Origin of the sequence: Nitrospirillum karajorum, assembly GCF_036348415.1 — a bacterium.
Classification (GTDB): Bacteria; Pseudomonadota; Alphaproteobacteria; order Azospirillales; family Azospirillaceae; genus Nitrospirillum; species Nitrospirillum amazonense_B.
In genome coordinates, this window is record NZ_JAZBQB010000002.1 from 327,816 (window position 1) to 348,690 (window position 20,875).

Genomic DNA, 20,875 nt, shown 5'->3' on the forward strand with positions numbered 1-20,875 from the left:
AGGGGGATGTGGCCCTGGCTCAGGGCCCGGTTTCCCCGATCTGCCTGGTGGAGCCGCCCACGATGGTGCCGGTGGTGATGGTGCCCGTGCCGACGCTGTTGACGATGGTGCCACCAGTGCGCTCGTAGCCGATCAGTAGTCCCGCGTCATTAGGCGGGTTGCTGGTCAGGATGTCGCTGCTGCTGCCGCTGTTCACCACCGTGCCGCTATTGTTGCCGATGAGGCCGCCAACGGAGCTGAGGCCCGAAATGGTGCCACTGCTGTGGCTGTCGGTGACCGTGCCGGTGTTGATGCCCACCAGGCCGCCGATCAAGTTGTCGGCAGGAGCATTGACGTTGCCGGTAGCGTAGCTGTGGCTGATCAGACCGGTGTTGCGGCCCACGAGGCCGCCGATGGCCCCGCTTTCCGGCGGGTTGTAGATATCGCCCGTGGCATGGCTGTTCAGGATGGTTCCGTCATTACTGCCCACCAGGCCGCCCACGTCGCCGTTCCGTCCCCCGGAAGAGACAGTGCCCGCCGCGTCGCTGGCGTCCACCAGACCCAAGTTTTCGCCGACCAGGCCGCCGACGGCGTCGCCCCGGGCGCTGCCCGCCACGACACCTGAGGCGTGGCTGTTGGTGACGGTGCCGCTGTTGGACCCGACCAGCCCGCCCAGGCCATAGCTGCCGTAGCCGCTGTCTTTGAGGTCGCCGGTGGCGTAGCTGTTGCTGATCAGGCCCAGGTTCTGTCCCACCAGGCCGCCGACATAGACGCCGGCATAGCCGGGGAAGGTGGTGACGCCGGCTACCGTGTCGCTGATGGTGCCGCTGGCGTGGCTATCCAGGATCGTACCGCTGTTGACGCCCGCCAGGCCGCCGGCGCGGTAGTCGGCGTTGACCGCGCCGCTGGCCCAGGCTTGACGGATTTCACCGCTGTTGAACCCGACCAGCCCGCCGACGGTGCCCGACGTCTGGGCAATGATGGCGCCGGTGGCGGAACTGTCGGTGATGGAGCCGCTGTTCGACCCCGCGAGGCCGCCGACCAACAGGCCGCCGGTGCCGGCCCCCCCGGCCACGCTGATGGTGGCACCCGCCTGGTCGCCATCCAGCAGGCCGCTGTTGGCGCCGACCAGACCGCCCACCTCTTGGGTCAGGATGCCGGTGTTGACCAGGCCGGTGGCGTAGCTGCCGGTGATGGTGCCGCTGTTGGTTCCTGCCAGCCCGCCGACGCCGGTGACGCTGTTGCCCACCGTCACGGCGCCCAGGGCGAAGCTGTGGTTCACCAGGCCGCCGTTCTGGCCCACCAGCCCGCCGACGCCGCTGACACTGTTCCCCACCTGCACGGCGCCGGTGGCGTAGGCGTCGGTGATGGTACCGGTGTTGCCGCCCGCCAGGCCGCCCAGGGCTTGGCCCCGGTTGCCCGCCGTCACCCGGCCGGTGGCATAGCTCTGCCCGATCGTCCCGCCGCTGTTGAGGCCGACCAGTCCGCCCATGTCCGTGCCGGCCACCAAGCCGCTAGCGTCGCGGGCGGTGACGGCGCCGTTGGCGTGGCTGGTGGTGATGACACCGTAGTTCACGCCGATCAGGCCGCCGGTCGCGCTGCCGCCCTCCACGCTGCCGGTGGCATAGCTGTCCGTGACCACGCCCCTGTTGTAGGCCACCAGGCCGCCCACCGTCTGCGGTCCGGCGATGGTGCCGGCGAAGCGGGCGATGACGCTGCCGGTGGCGTGGCCACCGCTGATGGTACCGTAGTTGTAGGCTACCAGACCGCCCAAATTGCCGGTACCGGTGACGTCGCCTGTGGCGTAGCTGCCGGTGATGACGGCGTAGTTGCCGTTGGTGTTGACCAGGCCGGCGGCGTTGGTGACGGCGTCGCTGGCATGGCTGCCCGTGATCAGGGCGTCGTTCACGCCCACCAGGCCGGCCACGCCGTTGCCCAGCATACCGCCGGCGGCGTAGGAATGGGTGATGGTACCCAGCCGATTGCGGCCTACCAGCCCGCCCCAGGCGGCGCTGTACGGGGTGTCGGCCACGGTGATGGTGGCGGCCGAATAGCTGTCGATGAGGGTGCCGGGCAGGGACAGCGGCGGCGGCCAGTGCGGGTCGAACGACCGGACGAAGCCGTTCTGCCCCACGAGCCCGCCCACCTGACTGGCATTGGGACCCGCTGCCACCGTGCCCAGCGAGAAGCTGGTGAAGATGCGGCCCTGGTTGTCGCCCACCAGCCCGCCGACATTGGCGGACAGGCTGCCGGTCGTCACCCGGTTCACGGTGTAGCTGTCGATGATGGTGCCGCTGTTGCCGCCGGCCAGGCCACCGATGCCGCTGCCGGGCATGGGGGGCGGTGTGATGTTGAGGACGGTGCCGTCGTCCGGCAGGTCGTTGTCGCCGCCCGTCTTACTGCCGGCCGTGACGCTGCCTAGGGCATGGCTGGCGCTGATCAGGCCGTCGTTCTGTCCCACCAGGCCGCCGATGCGGGTGGTATGGTCGCCGGCGCTGACCGCCATGGCGGCGTGGCTTGAGGCGATGGTGCCCGCGTTAGTGCCGGCCAGCCCCCCGACCCGTTCCGACCATAGGCTGGTCAGGGCGATGGTGCCCGTGACCTGGCTGTTGGTGATGGTGCCGGCGTTCCAGCCGGCGATGCCGCCCACATTCTGGGTGCCGCTGGCATTGACCGCCGTCAGCGACACGTCGTTCAGCGTGCCGGAATTGCCGCCGAACAGGCCGACATAGCTGAAGCCGCCGCCCCCCACGGTCAGGTTGGCGATGCCGTGGCCCAGGCCCTGGAAGGCGCCGGAGAAGGGTGTGGCGCCGTCGCCCACCGCGGTGTAGGCGAAGCCGGACATATCCAGGTCAGCGTTCAGGGCGTAGCGGCCGCCCAGGTCGCCAGCCATGGCCTTCAGCTGTGCCGGATTGTTGATCAGGGTGTAGGCAAGGCCCTGGATGGACAGGCCGTCGCCAGGGGCGGCCAGCGTCACTTTGGCGTCCTGGTTCACGTCCAGGCCGCCGCTGCCCCCCTGGGCCGGGTTCAGGGCCAGGCCGGCGGCGGTGGCGCCGCCATGGCGAATGTCGGCGCTGACGGTAATATTGCGGTCGGCATTCAGGGTCAGGCTGTTGGGCCCGGTCCAGGAGATGGCGTCCGCCACCAGGATGTCGCCGTTTCCACTGCCGGTGGTTCCGGTCTGCAGGGTGACGTTGGTGGTGGCCAGGGCCGTTTCCACCGTGCCGCTGCTGACGGCGCCGGGGCCGCTGGGGCCCACGATCAGGTCTGCCGGGTCCAGCAGCCAGGTGCCGGTGTGACCGTGCGGAGCGGTGGTGTCGACATGGATGTTGGCGATGGACAGGGTGGCGCCGGATGTCTCGACGGTACCGCCATCGCCGCCGGCCACACCCGCCTTGGCGCTCAGGGTGCCGGCGACGGTGGTCACGCCATCCGACTTCAGGCGGATGGTTCCGCCGTCGCCCGCGCCCGCGCCATCGGCGGCGATGGTGCCGCCGCTGTCGATCCCGCTGGATGCTTCCAGCGTCACCACGCCGCCGTGGCTGGTCAGCGCACTGGCGACAATCACACCGGTGTTGTTGATGACGCCGCCCAGCAGGGCGTCCGCCGACTGGGCGGAGAGCACCACCTGGCCGTCGGGTGCGGCGATCATCTGGTGGTTCACGATCAGGGTGCGGATGGTGGCCGAATCCACCGCCACGCTGACGCCCCCCTTGTCGCTCCGTGGATCAAAGCTCAGGGTCACCTTATCCCCTGCCGCCAGCACCACGCTGCCCAGTTTGGCGGTGATGACGCCGTCGTTGATCACTTCCGGCGCCAGCAGGCCGACATAGCCGCCGCTGGCCGCCGTCAGCGCGCCCTGGTTGGCGACCGTGGCGGTGCTGCCATTGCGTTGGAAGGTGTAGGTGCCGGCCATGAAGTCCTGGTTGGCGATATCCAGGGTGGAGGCGACCAGCCCGCCGACGTTGACGCTGGCGCCTTGGCCGAAGGTGATGCCGGCGGGGTTGACGATGAAGATTTGGCCGTTGGCGGTCAGCTTGCCCAGGATTTCCGAGGGGATGCCGCTCAGCACCCGGTTCAGCGCCGCCGAGGCAGGGCTTGGCTGCTTGAAGGTGACACCGGCGTTGCCGCCGATGCTGAAATCCTGCCAGGTGATGATGGCGCGTGGGCTGGTCTGGGTGACCGTCATGGCGGCGCCGGACTGGCTGATGCTGGCGCTGCCCGCCGCCACGCCGCCACCGGTCGGCAGGGTGGTGGGGGCCAATGCGGTGGGGCCGGTTTGGGCCTGGCCCGCCGCCGGCCATAGGGCGGCGGAGGCCAGCAACAACAGGCGCAAGCGGGCCGGGCGTTTAGGCGTGGGCTGGAGACGCAGGTCCCTCATGGTGAATCCCTCGGGGTTCCCTCCCGCCTGGTGCCGCCGGCGGGCTGACGCGGGGGAAGGACGCCAAGGGGCGCGGGACCGGACAGGCGCGCGTGTGACGACCGCGCTGGCGGAACCAGCGTGGTCGGAAATCGGGTCGCTTTTCAAAGAAGGCGCGAGGTGCGCGCGGCTGGCGGCGGTGGCCTTTTTACGGCGTGGCTCCCTGCCTGCGATTGTAGGCGGGACGCCACCGGCCGGCCTGTGACCAACCGGTGGCAATCAACCTTTGGATGTGCGCCGAGATCAGGGACGCACCGCCCCCTCCAGCAGGTCGAACACCTCGCTTCCCCGGCCGGCCAGGATGCCCTTGGCGGAATAGAGGGCGGTGCCCACCACCTGGGTCATTTCCACCTTGGGCGGCATCACCAGTTCATAGCGGTCGACCTTCACGTCCAGCAGGGCGGGGCCGGGGGTCGCCAGCCAATCGCGGATGGCAGCGTCCAGGTCCTGCGGCCGTTCCACCCGCCGGCCCCAGAGGCCCATGGCTTCCGCCACCCGGGCGAAGTCGGGATTCTTCAGGTCGGTATAGGTGTCCAGCAGGCCCTCCACCTTCTGTTCCAACTCCACGAAGCCCAGCGAGCCGTTGTTGTAGACCACCACCTTGATGGGCAGGTTTTCCTGCACCGTGGTCAGCAAGTCGCCCATGAGCATGGACAGGCCGCCGTCGCCGGACAGAGAGATTACCTGTCGGCCGGGGAAGGCGGCCTGGACGCCCAGGGCTTGAGGCATGGCGTTGGCCATGGTGCCGTGGCTGAGGCTGACGACGGTGCGGTTTTGGCCCGTGGCCGGCACATGGCGCAGGCACCACACCATGGGCGACCCGCCATCGGCGGTGTAGACGGCGTCGGCGGCGGCGTGGCGGGCCACCGTCTCCGTCAGGTATTGCGGGTGGATGGTGTCGCCCTCGCCGGCCACGGCGCGCTTTTCCAGCTTGGCATCGGCCTTGGCGGCATGCTCCAGCGCCCTGTTCAGGAAGGTGCTGTCCTCCCGTGGGGCCAGGCGGGGCAGCAGGGCCTCCAGCGTCGGCGCCACGTCACCCACCACACCCAGGTCCACCGGGTGGCGGCGGCCCAGATGGGTTCCGTCGATGTCCACCTGGATGATGGTGGCCTTCTGCGGATAATACTGCCGCCAGGCGAAGTCGCAGCCCAGCAGCAACAGGGTGTCACAGTCCATCAGCGCCTGATAGCCGCCGGCTGTGCCGAAGATGCCGGTCATGCCCACGTCATAGGGGTTGGCCGGCTCCAGGAAATCCTTGGCGCGGGAGGTGCGTGCCACTGGCGCCTGTAGCCGTTCCGCTAACGCAACGACCTGGTCGTGCGCGTCCTCGCAGCCTGCACCGCCATAAATGGCGATCTTGCCGCCGACGTTCAGCAGCTCGGCCATGCGATCCAGTTCGGCGTCGCTGGGGCGTACCACGGGCCGGGGGTGATGGGCGGCGAAGGCGGGCTCATCGGGGGCGTCAGCGCTGGAGATGTCGACCGGCACGATCAGCACGGCCACGCCCCGCTGGGTCAAGGCCGCCTGGGCCGCCATCGCGGTCATGCGCCGCGCCTGGGCGGGGGTGCGGATTTCCTCGCAGAAGACGCTGGCCACGCTGTACACCGCCTTGAAGTCCACCTCTTGCGGAAAGTCGAAACCCAGCTCGTCCCGCGTGATTTGGCTGGCGATCAGCACCACGGGGGCCCGATTGCGGTGGCTTTCGTACAGACCGTTGATGAAATGCAGGCCGCCGGGCCCGCAAGACCCGGCGCACAAAGCCAACTGGCCTGTCAGCAGGGCATCGGCCCCGGCCGCCATAGCGCCCGCCTCCTCATGCCGCACGTGGATCCAGCGCATGTCGCTGCGACGGATGGCGTCGGTGATATGGTTCAGGGTATCCCCCGCCACGCCGTAGCAGCGCCGGGCGCCGGCGGCGGCCAGGGTTTCGACGATGATGTCGGCGACGGTTGAACTCATAGCTTCCTCCTCCTGCTGCTGTGGCGGGGGAGGAACACCCGAGGTGTGCGCGAGGGTCCAGGGGGGCTGCGGAATGACCGGCATTTCCCCGAAAACGCCAGAAAAAGCCCCGCCGGATCGCTCCGGCGGGGCTTGGTTCAGATCAGGATGACCGGGCTCAGAAGTTCCAGCTGGCGCGCAAGACGCCACCGTGGCTCTGGTAGTCGCGGCGGTATTCGCCGTTGTATTCCAGGCGCAGGCTGAAGCTGTCGCTCCGCTGCAGGGTGGTGCCCAGGTTGACGGCCAGGCCGTCGGTGTTGACCCGGCCGGTGGTGCTGGCGAAGGCGACGCCGGCCAGCACGCCGGTGGTCGGGATGGGGCCATCCTTGAAGTCGTGCACCCAGGCCACCCGCAGGTCGGGCAGCAGCGTGCCGATGCCCGTCTCCCACGTCGTGTCCACCTTCACCCCCACTTCCTGCGTCAGGGCGTTGGTGCCCAGCGTGTCCACCTTCAGGTTGGCCGCCCCGGCGTCGCGCTCCTGATAGCCATGATTGACCAGCCGCACGGCCCGCAGGCTGTACTGCGGCGTCAAGGTGAAGGCCCCCTGCTTGGGCAGTTCATAGCCGACGGTAACCTTGCCCAGGTACTGCTCGCCGCCGTAATTGGCGTTGGCGCGGGCGCCCAGGAAGGCGATGACGCGGCGCTGGTCGAAGTGGTTGTAGCCAAAGCCCAGCTGGCCTTCGACCGACAGCTTCTGGTCCGCCCAGTCGGGGCGGTAGACGCTGTAGGCGGTCAGCTGGTAGCTGCCGACGCGGGTGGTGCTGCCGGCCATGACGCCCTGGCCGACGGAGGCGCTGTTGATCCAGCTGAAGGCCATGCCGGCCATGACCTCCGGATCGGCGAACCAGTCGGCGCCCAGCACCAGGCCGGCGCTGCTGGCGCGGTAGCCGGCGGCCTCCGTCGTCGTGCCGCGCAGCACGCCGGCGCCCACGACCTCGCCCCACAGCACGCCCTGGCGTCCGGCCGAGCCTGCGGCCATGCCCTTGCCGCCGCTTCCGCCGTCGGGGCCGTCCATCAGGCTGGCCACCGTCTCCTGGTGCTGGCTGATGGCCGTGGTGGTGGGCGTGACCGAGGTCGCCGTCAGCTGCGGCGTCAGCTGGCTGGGCGACAGCTGCGCCACCGCCACCTGCTTGGCCGCCGGCGTCAGGGTCGCCAGCGGCGCCAGCACCTGCTGCGTGAACGCCGCCACCTGGGTGTTGGTGGTGATGCTGCTGCTGGCCAGCGCCGCGATCTGGTCCAGGGCCGAGCCCGTGCCCACCGCCGCGCCACCCTGGGCGGTGCCCACCGCCGTGTAGTTGGTGGCGGTGCCCGCCACCTTCACCACCAGGTCGGTGCTGCCGCCCACCGTCACAACGTCGCTGGTCACGGTGTAGCCGGTGGCGCTGAAGCTGACGCCGCTGAGGCTCAGCCCGCCGCCCGCCGCCGCGATGGTGTAGGTGCCGGCCTGCAGGGCGTTGCCGCCCGCCCCCTGCAGCGTCACCGACCCGCCCGTCAGGCTGGCGCCGCCGCTGATCACCAGGTTGCCGTAGCTGGTCTGCGACGTGGCCCCGATCACCAGGCCGCCGGCCGTCTGGCTGTAGCCGCCGGTGATGTTCACGGCACTGGTCACCAGCAGGGTGGCCCCGCTGTTGACCACGCTGTGGCCGGTCACGTTGACCGCGTCGGCCAGCCGCACGGCACCACTGGTGAAGCGCAGGTTGGACAGGCGGTTGTCGATGGTGCCGCCGGTGAACACGCCCGGCGCGCTGGTCGTGGCGCCCCCGCTGACCACCAGGTCGTTGGCGCTGAGGTTGACCACATTGCCGCTGATGGTGCCGCTGTTGGCCAAGGTGCCGAGCGTGCCGGTGCTGGCGATGTACAGCGCCGTGGCGCCGCCGGCGGTGTTGGCCAGCGTGCCTGTGACATTCAGGGTGGCCAGGCTGGCACCGATATAGTCATTGCCCGCCGCCGCCAGCAGGGTGCCGCCGCTGGTGACCGCATTGGCCGACAGGCCGGTGACGCCGCTGGTGACGGTGGCGCCGGTGTAGCTGGAGCCGGTGCCGCCCTGGATCAGGGTGACGCTGTCGCCCACCAGATAGTTGGCGGTGCCCGCCAGGCCGGCGTTGACCACGCCGCCCGTCACGCTGGCCGCATTGCTGACGGTCAGCACATGGCCGCCCGTGGCCAGCGTGCCGCCGCTCTGCGCGAAGTTGCCCGTGATGCCGACATTGCTGGCCAGGGTGAGGCTGGCGCCGGTGTTGCTGACCGTGTGCGTCGCCACGTTGAGGGCGTCGGCCAGGCTGATGGCGCCGCTGGCGAACACCACGTTGCTGGCGGTGTTGGTGATCGTGCCGCCGCTGAAGCGACCCACCGTGCCGTTGGCCCCGCCGTTGATGGTGAGGTCGCGGGTGCTGGTGTTGACCACGTTGCCGATGAGGACGCCGCTGTTGGCCAGGCTGCCCAGGGTGCCGGTCGAGGCGATGTACAGCGCCGTGGCGCCGCCGGCGGTGTTAACAAGCGTGCCGGTGACGGAGAGGGTGGCCAGGCTGGCGCCGATATAGTCGTTGCCGGCCACCGCCAGCAGGCTGGTGCCGCTGGTGGTGCCGGTGGCGTCCAGGCCGGTCAGGCCACTGGTGACCGTGGCGCCGGTGTAGCTGGAGCCCGTGCCGCCCTGGATCAGGGTGACGTTGTCGCCCACGAAGTAGTTGCCCACGCCGCTAACGCCGGCGCTGACCGTGCCGCCCGTCACCAGCGCCGGGCCGCTGACCGTCAGCACATGGCCGTCCACATTCAGGCTGCCCGCGCTCTGGGCATAGGTGCCGGTGACCGCGACATCGCTGGCGAGGCTGATGGCCGCCCCGATGTTGCTGACTGCGTGCGTGCCGCCCACGTCGATCGCATCGCCCAGGGCCACCGCGCCCGAGGCGAAGACCACGTTGGCCCCCGTGTTGCGGATGGTCCCGCCGGTGAAGCTGCCCACCACGGTGCCGCTGCCGCCGGTAATGGTCAGATCCCGCGCCGAGACGTTGGTGACGTTGCCGCTGATGGTGCCGCTGTTGGCCAGGCTGCCCAGGGTGCCGGTGCTGGCGATGTACAGCGCCGTGGCGCCCCCGGCCGTGTTGGCCAGGGTCCCCGTGACACTGAGCGTGGCCAGGCTGGCACCGATGTAGTCGTTGCCCGCGACCGCCAGCAGGGTGCTGCCGCTGGTGCCGGCCACGGCGTCCAGGCCCGTCAGGCCGCTGACCACCGTCGCCCCGGTGTAGGTGGAGCCATTGCCGCCCCGGATCAGGGTGACGCTGTCGCCCACCAGGTAGTTGGCCGTACCCGCCAGGCCGGCGTTGACCACGCCGCCGCTGACGCTGGCGGCGTCGCTGACGCTCAGCACGTGGCCGGCCACGGCCAGGGTACCGGCCGTCTGGCTGTAGGCGCCGGTGATGCTGACGTCGCTGGCCAGGGTCAGGGATGCCCCGCTGTTGCTGACGGTGTGGCCGGTGACGTCGATGGCGTCGGCCAGGCTGACGGCACCCGCCGCGAAGGTCAGGTTGCTCAGGCTGTTGCGGATGGTGCCGCCCGAGAAGCTACCCACGGTGCCACCAGAGCCCCCGACGATGACCAGGTCGTTGGCGCTGGCGTTGACCACGTTGCCGATGATGGCCCCGCTGTTGGCCAGCGTGCCCAGGCTGCCGGCGCTGGTGATCAGCACCGCCGTGGCGGCGTTGATGGTGCCGGTGTTGGTCAGCGTTCCCAGCGTGCCACTGACATAGTCGCTGAGCAGGGTCAGCAGCAGGTCGGTGGCAGCACCATTGGCGCCTGTGCCCAGGGTGGCGCTGAAGCCCGTGGCCGCGGCGGTCAGTCCGCCGGTGGTCAGGGAACCGCCGACCTCGGCGATGGTGTAGCTCTGCCCGGCGATCAGGTTGCTGCCCGACAGCGCCGTGACCGCCACGGTGCCGCCGGTGAAGGCGGCGTCGCCGCTGACCAGCAGCTCACCTGCCGTGCCACTGCCGATGCCCATGGCCAGGGTGCCGGCGCTTTGGGCGTAGTTGCCCGTCACGCTGAGGACGTTGGTCAGCAGCACGTTGGCGCCGCTGTTGACCAGGGTGCCGGTGCCGACGTTGACCTGGTCGTTCAGCAACAGATTGCCGCTGGCCAGCGTGACATTGGCGCCGGTACTGGTGAGGGTGCCGATGCCGTTGGTCCCGGTCAGGGTGCCGACCACCGTGCCGCTGCCGCCGGTGAAGACCAGGGCGTTGGCGCTGGTGTTCACGATGCTGCCGGCGATGACGCCGCTGTTGGCGATGGTGCCGATGCTGCCCTGGTTGTACAGGGCGGTCACGCCGGCGATGGTGCCGCTGTTGGCCACTACGCCGATGCTGCCATTGTTGCGCAGGCCCCGGCCGCTGACCGTATCGGTGGCGCTGATCACCCCGCTATTGTCGATGCTGGCGATGGTGCCGCTGTTGTACAGGCCGTAGGCGACGCTGCTGATGGTGCCGCCCTGGTTGATCACGGCACCGATGGTGCCCTGGTTGTTCAGGCCGGCGGCATTCACCTCCGGCGCGTCCTTCAGGGTGCCGGTGTTGAGCACCGTGCCGATGCTGCCCTGGTTCCACAGGCCCACCCGGCCCGTGGCCGTGCCGCTGTTGTCCACCAGGCCGATGGTGCCCCGGTTGCGGATGCCATAGAGCTCACCGTCCAGCACGCCGCTGTTGACCAGGGTGCCCAGGCTGCCGCCACTGGCGATGTAGGCCGCGGTGATGACGCCGCTGATGGTGCCGGTGTTGTTCAGCGTGCCCAGGGTGCCGCCGATGTAGTCGTTCACCGCCGCCAGCACCAGGTCGACGTTGGACCCGATGGTGGTGACGCCGGTGCCGATGGTCAGGCCGGTGATGCCGGAGGCGACGGTGACGCCGGTGTAGCTGGACCCCGCCCCGCCCTGGACCAGGATGACGCCGGTGGACGCGCCCACGACGTAGTTGGTCAGGGTGTCCAGGGTGGTGCTGACCATGCCGCCGCTGATGCTGGCGACGCCGGTAACCGAGGCCGACAGGGTGCCCAGGGCCAGCGTGCCGCTGGCCTGGCTGTAGTTGCCGGTGATGGTCAGGTTGCTGGCCAGGCTCAGCGTGGCGCCGTTGTTGACCACCGTGTGGCTGCCCACGTTGAAGGCATCGGCCAGCACCTGGGCGCCGCCGCCGGAGAACACGACGTTGCTGGCGGTGTTGGTGATGGTGCCGCCGGTCAGGGTGCCACCCGCGCCGCCGATGACCAGGTCGGTCGCCGATAGGTTGACGATGTTGCCGCTGAGGGTGCCGGTGTTGGCCAGCAGGCCCAGGGTGGCGCCGGCGCCGTTATACAGGGCCGTGGCCCCCGATAGCAGGCCGGAGTTGGCCAGCAGGGCGATGGTGCCCGTGTTGCGGACGCCGATGGCGCCGCCGGCGATGGTGCCGGCCTGGGCGAACACCGTGCCCAGCGCACCGCTGTTGTCGATGCCGATGCTGCCGCCGGAGACCTGGCCGATGTTGACGAACAGGGCGACCGCGCCCGTGTTGTGGATACCGGCGGTCACGCCACCGATGGTGCCGGCGTTGCCCAGGGCGAAGATCGTCCCCTGGTTGTCGATGGCCGCCCCGGTGGTGCCGGTGATGGCGCCGTAGCTGACCAGCGTGCCGATGCTGCCGGCGTTGGCCACGCCCACGCCGCCCGTCATGACCCCCAGGGTGCCCCCGAGAGTGCCCAGGGTGCCGTTGAGGATGGAGCCGACGGTGCCCAGGTTGCTCAAGGCCGCCGTGGCGCCCAGCAGCGCGCCGCTGTTGGTGAAGCTGCCCAGGCTGCCCGTCGCCGCCACGTAGACCGCGTTGCCGGCGTTGATGGTGCCGCTGTTGCTCAACGTCCCCAGCGTGCCGCCGATGTAGTCGTTCAGCCCGGCGACGACCAGGTTGGTGCCGCTGGTGGTGCCGGTCACGGCCAGGCCGGTCACGCCCCCCGCCGCCACGCTGGCGCCGGTGTAGTTGGAGCCGACGCCGCCCGTCACCAGGGTGGTGGAGCTGACCTGTCCCGCCAGGTAGTTGGCGGTGCCCGACAGCGTGGCCACGACCGTGCCGCCGGTGATGCTGGCAGCACCGCTGACCGCCAGGCGGCCCGTGCCCACATCCAGGGTACCGGCCGTCTGGCTGTACTGGCCCGTGACGCTGATCAGCGTGCCCAGCCGCACCGAGGCGCCGCTGTTGACCAGGGTGTTGCCGCCCAGGACGACCTGATCGTTCAGCAGCAGGCTGCCCGAGGCCAGCACCACGTTGGCGTTGCTGGCCAGGGCGCCGACGGCGCCGGATTGGCCGGTCAGGGTGCCGATGGTGCCGCCCGTCCCACCAATGATGGTCAGCGGGTTGCCGCCGGCGTTGTTGATGGTCCCGGCGATGGTGCCGCTGTTCACCAGCGTGCCCAGAATACTGCCGATGTAGAGCGCTTGCGAGCCGTTGATCAGGCCGCTGTTGACCAGGGTGCCGACGGACCCGCCGAAGGCCACGGCGACGCTGACGCCGCTGATGGTGCCGCTGTTGACGACCGTGCCGTAGTTGCCTTGGCCCTGGACCCCGGTGCTGCCCGCTGCGATGACGCCGGTGTTGACCAGGGTGCCCACGCTGCCCTGATTGATGAAAGCGTACCGGCCGTTCAGCAGGCCGCTGTTGGTCACGACGCCGACCGAGCCGCCGTTGGTGATATGGATGCCGGTATTGGCGCTGATGGTGCCGGTGTTGGTGAGCGTGGCCAGCGTGCCGCCGACATAGTCGTTGTTGACGGCCAGCAGCAGGTCGACATTGCCACCGATGGTGGCGATGGATGTGCCGGCGCTGAGCCCCGCCAACCCGCCCGTGACGGTGAGCGCCGCGCCGGTGTAGTTGGAGCCGGCGCCGCCCTGCACCAGGGTATAGTTGCCCCCCACCAGGTAGTTGCCGGTGCTGGACAGGCTGGCGCTGATCTTGCCGCCGCCGATGCTGGCGACCCCGCTGACCACCAGTTGCCCGGTGCCGGGGTTGATCACCAGCGTGCCCGCCGACTGGCTGTAGTTGCCGGTGATGCTGATCGCGCTGGCCAGGGTCAGGGTGGCCCCAGTGTTGGCCACCGTGTTGGTGCCGACGTCGATGGCGTCGCCCAGCGCCAGCGCGCCGCCGCTGAACACCACATTGTGCGACGTGCTGCTGATGATGCCACCGGTCAGCGTGCCCACCGTGCCGGCGCTGCCGCCGCCGATGGTGAGGTCGCCGCCGCCGTTGTTGGTGATCGTGCCATTGATGACGCCGCTGTTGACCAGCGTGCCGAGGGTGGCGGTGCCCGACAGCATCAGGGCGCCGGTACTATTGAGGGTGCCCAGCAGCGTGCCGCTGTTGATCAGGGTGTCGATGCTGGAACTGGCGAAGATGCCACCGTTGCGGCCCAGGATGCCGCTGTTGACCAGGGTGCTGATGACGGCGCCGTGCTGGTACAGGCCCAGGTTGCCGCCGATGCTGCCGCTGTTGACCAGGACGCCGATGGTGCCGGCGTTGTTGATGGCGGTGTTGCCGCTGAGCAGGCCGCTATTGTTCAACGTGGCGATGGTGCCGATGTTCTCCAGGCCATAGCTGGCGCCGATGATGGTGCCGCTGTTGCCCAGGCTGCCCATCAGCCCGATGTTCTCCACGCCGGCGCCGCTGACGGTGGCGGCGATGGTGCCGCCGGCGTTCAGCAGGGTGCCGATGGTGCCGGTGTTGTAGACGGCATCGCTGAAATGCGCACCGCTGACACGGATGACGCCGCTGTTGGACAGCGTGCCGATGCTGCCGGCGTTGCGCACGCCCGCCGCCGTGGTGCTGGCGCCCACGCCGGCCAGGGTGCCGCTGTTGTTCAGCGTGCCCACCGTGCCGCCAAAGGTGACATAGGCCGCGTACAGCACGCCGCCGATGCTGCCGGTGTTGCCCAGGCTGGCCAGGCTGCCGCCGACATAGTCGTTCTGCGCCACGGCCACAAGGTTGGTGCCGCTGGTGCTGCCGCCCACGGCCAGGCCGAAGATGGCGCCGCTGGAGATGCTGACACCGGCGTAGTTCGACCCGACGCCGCCGGACACCAGCGTGGTGCCCGGGCCGGAGGCCAGGTAATTGCCCGTGCTGACGAAGTTGGTGGTGACGATGGTGCCGCCGGTCAGGGACGCGGCGCCGCTGACCGCCAGTTGACCGGCGCCGTTGAGCGTCAGGGTGCCCGCGGTCTGGCTGTAATTGCCGGTGATGCCCAAGACGGTGTTCAGCAGGACCGATGCGCCGCTGTTGACCAAGGTGCCGGCACCGACATTGACCGCGTCATTCAACGCCACGCTGCCCGAGGTGAGCGCGACGTTGGCCAGGGTGCTGACGATGGTGCCGCCGGAATAGGTGCCCGTGACCGTGCCGCCCGCCAGGGTCAGCACGTTGGTCGACAGGTTCACCAGGTTGCCGCTGATGAGGCCGCTGTTCACCACCTGGCCCAGCGTGCCGCCGGCCGCCACCTCCACCGCGATGGAGCCGGCGATGGTGCCGCTGTTGGCCAGGGTTCCCAGGCTGCCCGTGCCGGCCACGTAGACCGCGCCCGTCTGGGCGCCGTTGTAGGACAGGGAGCCGGTGTTGTTGATGCTGCCCAGGCTGCCACCGACATAATCGTTGCCGACGACCGCCAGAAGGTTGTTGCCCGACACGCTGCCGGTCAGGCCCAGGCCGGTGATCCCGCCGCCGGCGACGACGGTGGTGTTGTAGGACGAACCGACGCCGCCGGCCACCAGCGTGACGTTGCTGCCGCCGGCCAGGTAGTTGCCGCTGGCGTTGAAGCCGCTGGACGTGACCGTGCCCACGGTGATGGCGGCGGCGCCACTGACCGTCAGGATGGCGCCGCTGCCCAGCAGCAGGGTGCCGGTGGCGCCTTGCGTGTAGTTGCCGGTGATGCTGACGCTGTTGGCCAACCGCAGCGAGGCGCCGCTATTGGCCACCGTCTGGCCGGTGGCGGTGATGTCGTCATTCAGCAGCAGATTGCCGCCGCTGAACACCAGGTTGGCACCGGTGCTGGTGATCCGGCCCTTGTCGATGCTGCCCAAACCGCCCCCGGCACCCGTCAGCACGCCCACCACCGTGCCCGCGCCACCGCCGATGGTGAGGGCGGTGGAGGCGCCGTTGAGGATGGAGCCGGCGATGGTGCCGCTGTTGGTGAAGGTGCCGATGGTGCCGCTGCTGCCCAAACGCAGCGCGGTCTGTCCCTGGATCGTCCCGCTGTTGCTCAGGGTGCCGATCACACCCTCGTTGAAAAGGGCGGTGTGGACGCTGGCGGTGATGGTGCCGGCGTTCAGCAACTGGGTGATGGTGCCGCCGGTGAAGTTGTCCAGGCCATAGACCTGGCCGCGGATCAAGCCGCCGGTGCTGTTGGAGAGGGTGCCGATGGTGGCGGCGTTGAACAGCCCCGCTTGGCGGGAAAGGGTGAGGTCGGTCACCGTGCCCGAGGCGGCAATGGTCCCAGCGTTGGACAAGGTATCGATGACGCTGGCCATGTTGGCGATGCCGGCCACCACGTTGAAGCCGGTGACGGTGTTGGCGCCGGAGACGGTGATCAGGCCGCTGTTGGCCAGCGTGCCGATGCTGCCGCCGTTCCGCACGCCGGCGATGACGTTGCTCGTGCCGCTGGTGATGGCGCCCGTGGCGGTGATGGTGCCGCCCGCGGTGTTGGCCAGCGCGGTCAAGGTGCCGCTGTTCTGAACGCCAAACGCGGTGTGCGTGGAGGTTCCCTGGATGGTGCCGCTGTTGCTGAGGCTGCCCAGGCTGCCGAAGTTGGCGACGCCCACGGCGGTGGTCGACCCGCTGCTGACAGAGCCCTGGATCAGGCCGGCATTGGTGATCGCGCCCATGGTGCCGTTGTTGGCGACACCGTAGGCGCCGGCGATGGTGCCGCCGGCCTGGTTGTTCACCAGGCCGATGGTGTTGCCGTTGTAGATGCCCGAGTTGGGCAGGCTGTCCAGAATCTGGCCGCTGTTGTCGATGGTGCCGATGACACCGCCGAAGTTGGCGATGCCGTTGCGGCCGGCGATCAGGCCGCTGTTGCTCAGCGTTCCGATGGTGGCCGCCAGGGTGCCGCTGGTCAGGAGATAGACGCCAAAGCCGTTGACCGCCTCGGCGTTCAGGGTGCCGGTGTTGGTCAGGTGGCCGATCGAGCCGGTGCTGGCCACCACCAGCGCGGCGGAAGCGGCGCTGATGCTGCTCAGCACGAGGGCGCCGCTGTTGGTGAAGGCCGCCGTGGTCGTTCCGAAATAGTCGTTCTGCACGGCCGCCGACAGGGTGTTGCCGGACACGACGGCGCCCACCCCGAGGCCGGACACGCCTGAACGGACCACCGAGACGCTGCCGCTGTTGATCGTGGCGTAGCTGGAGCCGGCGCCGCCCTCGACCAGGTTCTGGGACTCACCGATGGTATGGTTGGCCAGCGCGTCGAAGCTGCTGGTGACGATATAACCGTCGCTGATGGTGGCGCCGCCGGTGACCACCAGCTTGGCGCCCGCGTTGAGCGTCAGCGTGCCGTTGGCGTTGTTCTGCAGATAGCCGCCCGTAACGGTCTGGGCGTTCGCCAGCGTCAGGTTGGCGCCGGTGTTGTACAGCAGGTGGCTGCCGACGTTGACGCTGTCGTTGAGCAGCAGGTTGCCGCCGCTCAGCACCACATTGCTGTTGGTGTTGGTGATGGTGCCGATGCTGCCGCCGAAGCCGGTGAACGTGCCGACGGTGGCGCCGCTGCCGCCGCGGATGTTCAGGTCGGCGCCGCCGTTGTTGGCGATGTTGCCCTGGATGGTGCCGCTGTTGGACAGGGTGCCCAGGGTGCCGGCGCCGCTGATGTAAATCAGGGTCTGGACGCCGGCCTGGGCCGCCAGGACGGTGCCGCCGCCGATGGCGATGGACCCCAGGCTGTCACCGACATAATCGTTGAGGATCGTGCCCCACAGGCTGGTGCCCTGGGTATAGCCGCCCAGGGTGAGGCCGGTGATGCCGCTGTCGTAGGTGATGCTGGTGTAGCTGGACCCGACGCCGCCGGAGATGATGGGCGTGCCACCAGCCGGGCCCTGCAGATAGTGATAGGCGCCCGTGGCGCCAACGACCGTGTAGTTGGCGCCATTGACCACGGCGGCGCCGCTGACGATCAGTTGCCCGCCGCCCAGGGCCGAAAGCTCCGCCAGCGTGCCGCCCGTCTGGTTGTAGTTGCCGGTGACGCTGATGCCGGTGGTCAGGTACAGGTTGCCACCGCTGTTCACCAGGGTGTGGCCGGTGACGTTGACGTGGTCGTTCAGCAGCACATTGCCCGACAAGGTCACGTTGCTGGCGGTGTTCACGATGGAACCCGTGGCCGTGCCCGAGAGGCCGGTGAAGGTGCCGAAGCCGGCGCCGCTGGAACCCAGCAGCGTCAGGTCGCGGACGCTGTTGTTGATCAGGTTGCCCTGGATGACGCCGGTGTTCGACACGGCGCCCAGCGTGCCGGTGGACGCGACGTAAACGGCCGAGGTGGAGGTCAGGGTGCCGGCGTTGGTCACGGTGCCGTAGGTGCCGGCGATGTAATAGTTTTGCACCATGGCCAGCAGATTGTTGCTGTTGGTGGTGCCTGTCACGTTGATGCCGGTGCCCGACGCCCGGACCACACCGGTCAGGGTGCCATAGCTGAGGCTCAGGCCGCCGGCGGCGGAAACCAGGGTGATGGCCTCACCAACGGTGTGGTTCACGGTGGTCGTGAAGTTGCTGAGCACGGTGCCGGCGATGTTGGCCGCGCCGGAAATGGACAGCAGGTTGGTGCCCAGCGCCAGTGTGCCGGTGGCGGAGGTCTGGGCGAAGTTGCCCGTCAGGCTGATGGTCCCGAGCGTGCCGAAGGTCAGGTTGGCGCCGCTGTTGATGACGGTGTTGGTGCCGACGTTCAGGATATCGTTGATGCGCAGGTTGCCGGACACCAGCACAACATTACTGTTGGTATTGTTGATGGTGCCGATGGAGTTGGAATAGCCGGTCAGGGTGCCGATGGTGGTCAGCGTGCCGCCGCGGATGGACAGGTCGTTAGCGCTGAGGTTGACGATATCGCCGCGGATGGTGCCGGTGTTGGTCAGCGTGCCCAGGGTGCCCGTGCTGGCGATATACAGCGCCGTGGGATAGATGGTCGATATGCCGGCCAGCGCCGTGCTGCCGATGCTCACCGAGGCGACGGCGCCACCCACATAGTCCATGAGCGGGTTATAATAGATCAGCGTCGTGCCGCTGGCGCCGATATTGGAGAAATGGGCGCCGGTGGGGGCCTGCACGGCGGCGAAGGCCGAGCCGAGGTTGGAAATGCCGGTGGGCGAATAGATCAGGCTGGCGGCCGTGCCGACGATGTAATTGGCCGCACTGCTGAAGGAGGGGACGATGGTGCCGGTGATCAGGGTCACGCGGCCCGTGACTGTGAGGCCGCTGGTGGTGAGGGTATTGGTGGAGAGTGTGTTGTAATAGTTGCCGGTGATGGTGGAGCCGGCGGCGATGGTCAGGTTGGTGCCCTGGCTGATCAGCGTTCCGCTGCCGACGTTTATATTGTCGTTCAGCAGCAGGTTGCCGCCGGTGAGCACGATGTTGCCCAGCGTGCTGATGATCGAGCCCTTGCCCGACGCGCCGGTGAAGGTGCCGATGGTGGTGCCCGTGCCGCCCGTGATGCTCAAGGGGGTGGACGAATTGTTGACGACGTTGCCGATGATCACGCCGGCGTTGGACAAGGCGCCCAGATAGCCGTTGTGCGTCACCGACGGATTGCCGGTCGTCTTCGCGATGACGATGCCGCCCTGGATGGTGCCGGTGTTGGCGTTCACCAGGCTGACGATGGAGCCGCCGGCGCCAATGGAAACGCCGACGGTGCCGCTGATCATGCCCGAATTGGTCAGGGTGGAGAGGGTGGCGTCCTGGCCGACATGGCTGTGGTAGATGGCGGTGGGGCCGAAACCGCCGTAGTTCCTGACCACCACGCCCGGACCGGAATCGTTGAGGATGGTGCCGGAATTGCTGACCGATCCAACCACGCCGAACACGTTCACGGCGCCGGTGCCGCCGCTGTTGCCCCTCAACATGCCGCTATTGATGATGGTGCCGACGGTGCTGATCGTCGTGATGACGTCGACATCGATGGCGCCGCCAACCGAACTGTAGATGTAGCCGCTGTTGGTCAGCGTGCCGATGCTGGCGCCGGTCAGGTTCAAGGCGCTGTTGCCATTGGCCAGGATGGTGCCGTCGTTGGTGAAGCCGGCAACCTTCACGCCATTCATCATACGGATGGCGCCGTAGCCGCCACCCGACTGGATGAGGCCTGTGGCGTTGTTCACGATGGAACCGATGGTGGTGTAGGCGCTGATGCCGTAGCTGATCGTGCCGCTGGTGGTGGTGTAGGTGGGGGTGCCCGTCAGGACAATGGCGGCGATGCCGCCCGCCGCGCCGGTGCCGCCGATGGTGCTGTTATTGATCAGGGCGGTCAGGGTCTTGCCGCCCTGAATGCTGAAACCGGCGTAATTACTGGTGCTGCCGATGTTGTTGGCCACCAGCGTGCCGTTGTTGATGACCGTTCCCAGGGTGCCCGTCCAGACGAAGGACGTGCAATGGGCGGCCGACCCGACGGTGGAGGTGGTGGAGAAGCTGCCGCAAGGGGACGCTTGGGCGGGGCGTGGCGCGGCCAAGCCCGCGCTGATGGCCAGTGCCGACGCGCCCAGCAGGATGACCTGTTGAGTCTTCTTGTTCCCGTGAGCGCGTGTATTCGTCTGCTTCGCCATGCCACCTGACTCCCAACCACTGGTTTGCGCATCGCCACGTTGGGAGACCAAGAAAGCGGCATTTGGGATGCCGTTGGGGAAACCGCCCCCACGCCCAAATCCGCTTTTTTCAGTCAGCCCAACCGTCGATTTGCCAGAAACCAAGGCTTCCCCGCCCCGGCCCGGACCTGCCCAAAGGAGGCAGGGTCGCTACCGTCTTCTGAGATAGATGGCCAATACCTGTCAATTGTATCTTCCGGGACTTCAACTATCGTGGTGGGTGCAAAAGTATTTGGTTAACGCTTCTTAACCATTATCTGATGTCACCGCTTATCACATTTAACATACGAGTTGCGCCGTTTTGGTGTGTTTTCGATATTTACCTCTCGATTCGCGCGTCATGGAATCGGTATATTGGCAAAAATAACGGGGTAGGCAGCGTCACATTTTATCGTTTCTTAACTTCTTCACCTTTCGGGTGACGGGGGACGGGCCGCGGCGGAATCCACATTTTTTTGAACAACCTATCCTGATGCGTTGGCTCGGGTTTGGAATGACGGTCACGGAATCGCCGATAACCGAGAACCAAAACGCATATTTTGCCCCTTAAGGTTGCGGCTTGGCGGCAAGGCGAGCAAATCTTGGGGTGGATGGTGCGCGCGCGGCGCAGATGACAGGGCAGGGTGGGTGGCGTAAGGTCCCGGCCGGCCGCGGGAGCCGCCCGTGGC

General features: G+C 68.4%; 3 protein-coding genes. All 3 read right to left on the reverse strand.

Annotated features, from left to right (window positions below):
- Nucleotides 1-19 precede the first annotated feature (19 nt).
- Nucleotides 20-4,360, reverse strand: a complete 4,341-nt coding sequence (locus tag UCD39_RS09235) for a beta strand repeat-containing protein (protein WP_330495738.1) — start codon at nucleotides 4,358-4,360, stop codon at nucleotides 20-22.
- Between the two features lie 282 nt (nucleotides 4,361-4,642).
- Nucleotides 4,643-6,358, reverse strand: coding sequence for a thiamine pyrophosphate-dependent enzyme (locus UCD39_RS09240; protein WP_330495739.1), 1,716 nt, complete (start codon nucleotides 6,356-6,358; stop codon nucleotides 4,643-4,645).
- A gap of 157 nt (nucleotides 6,359-6,515) precedes the next feature.
- Nucleotides 6,516-20,168 (reverse strand): hypothetical protein, encoded by a 13,653-nt coding sequence (locus UCD39_RS09245; RefSeq protein WP_330495740.1) that lies wholly within the window; start codon nucleotides 20,166-20,168, stop codon nucleotides 6,516-6,518.
- Nucleotides 20,169-20,875: the final 707 nt, after the last annotated feature.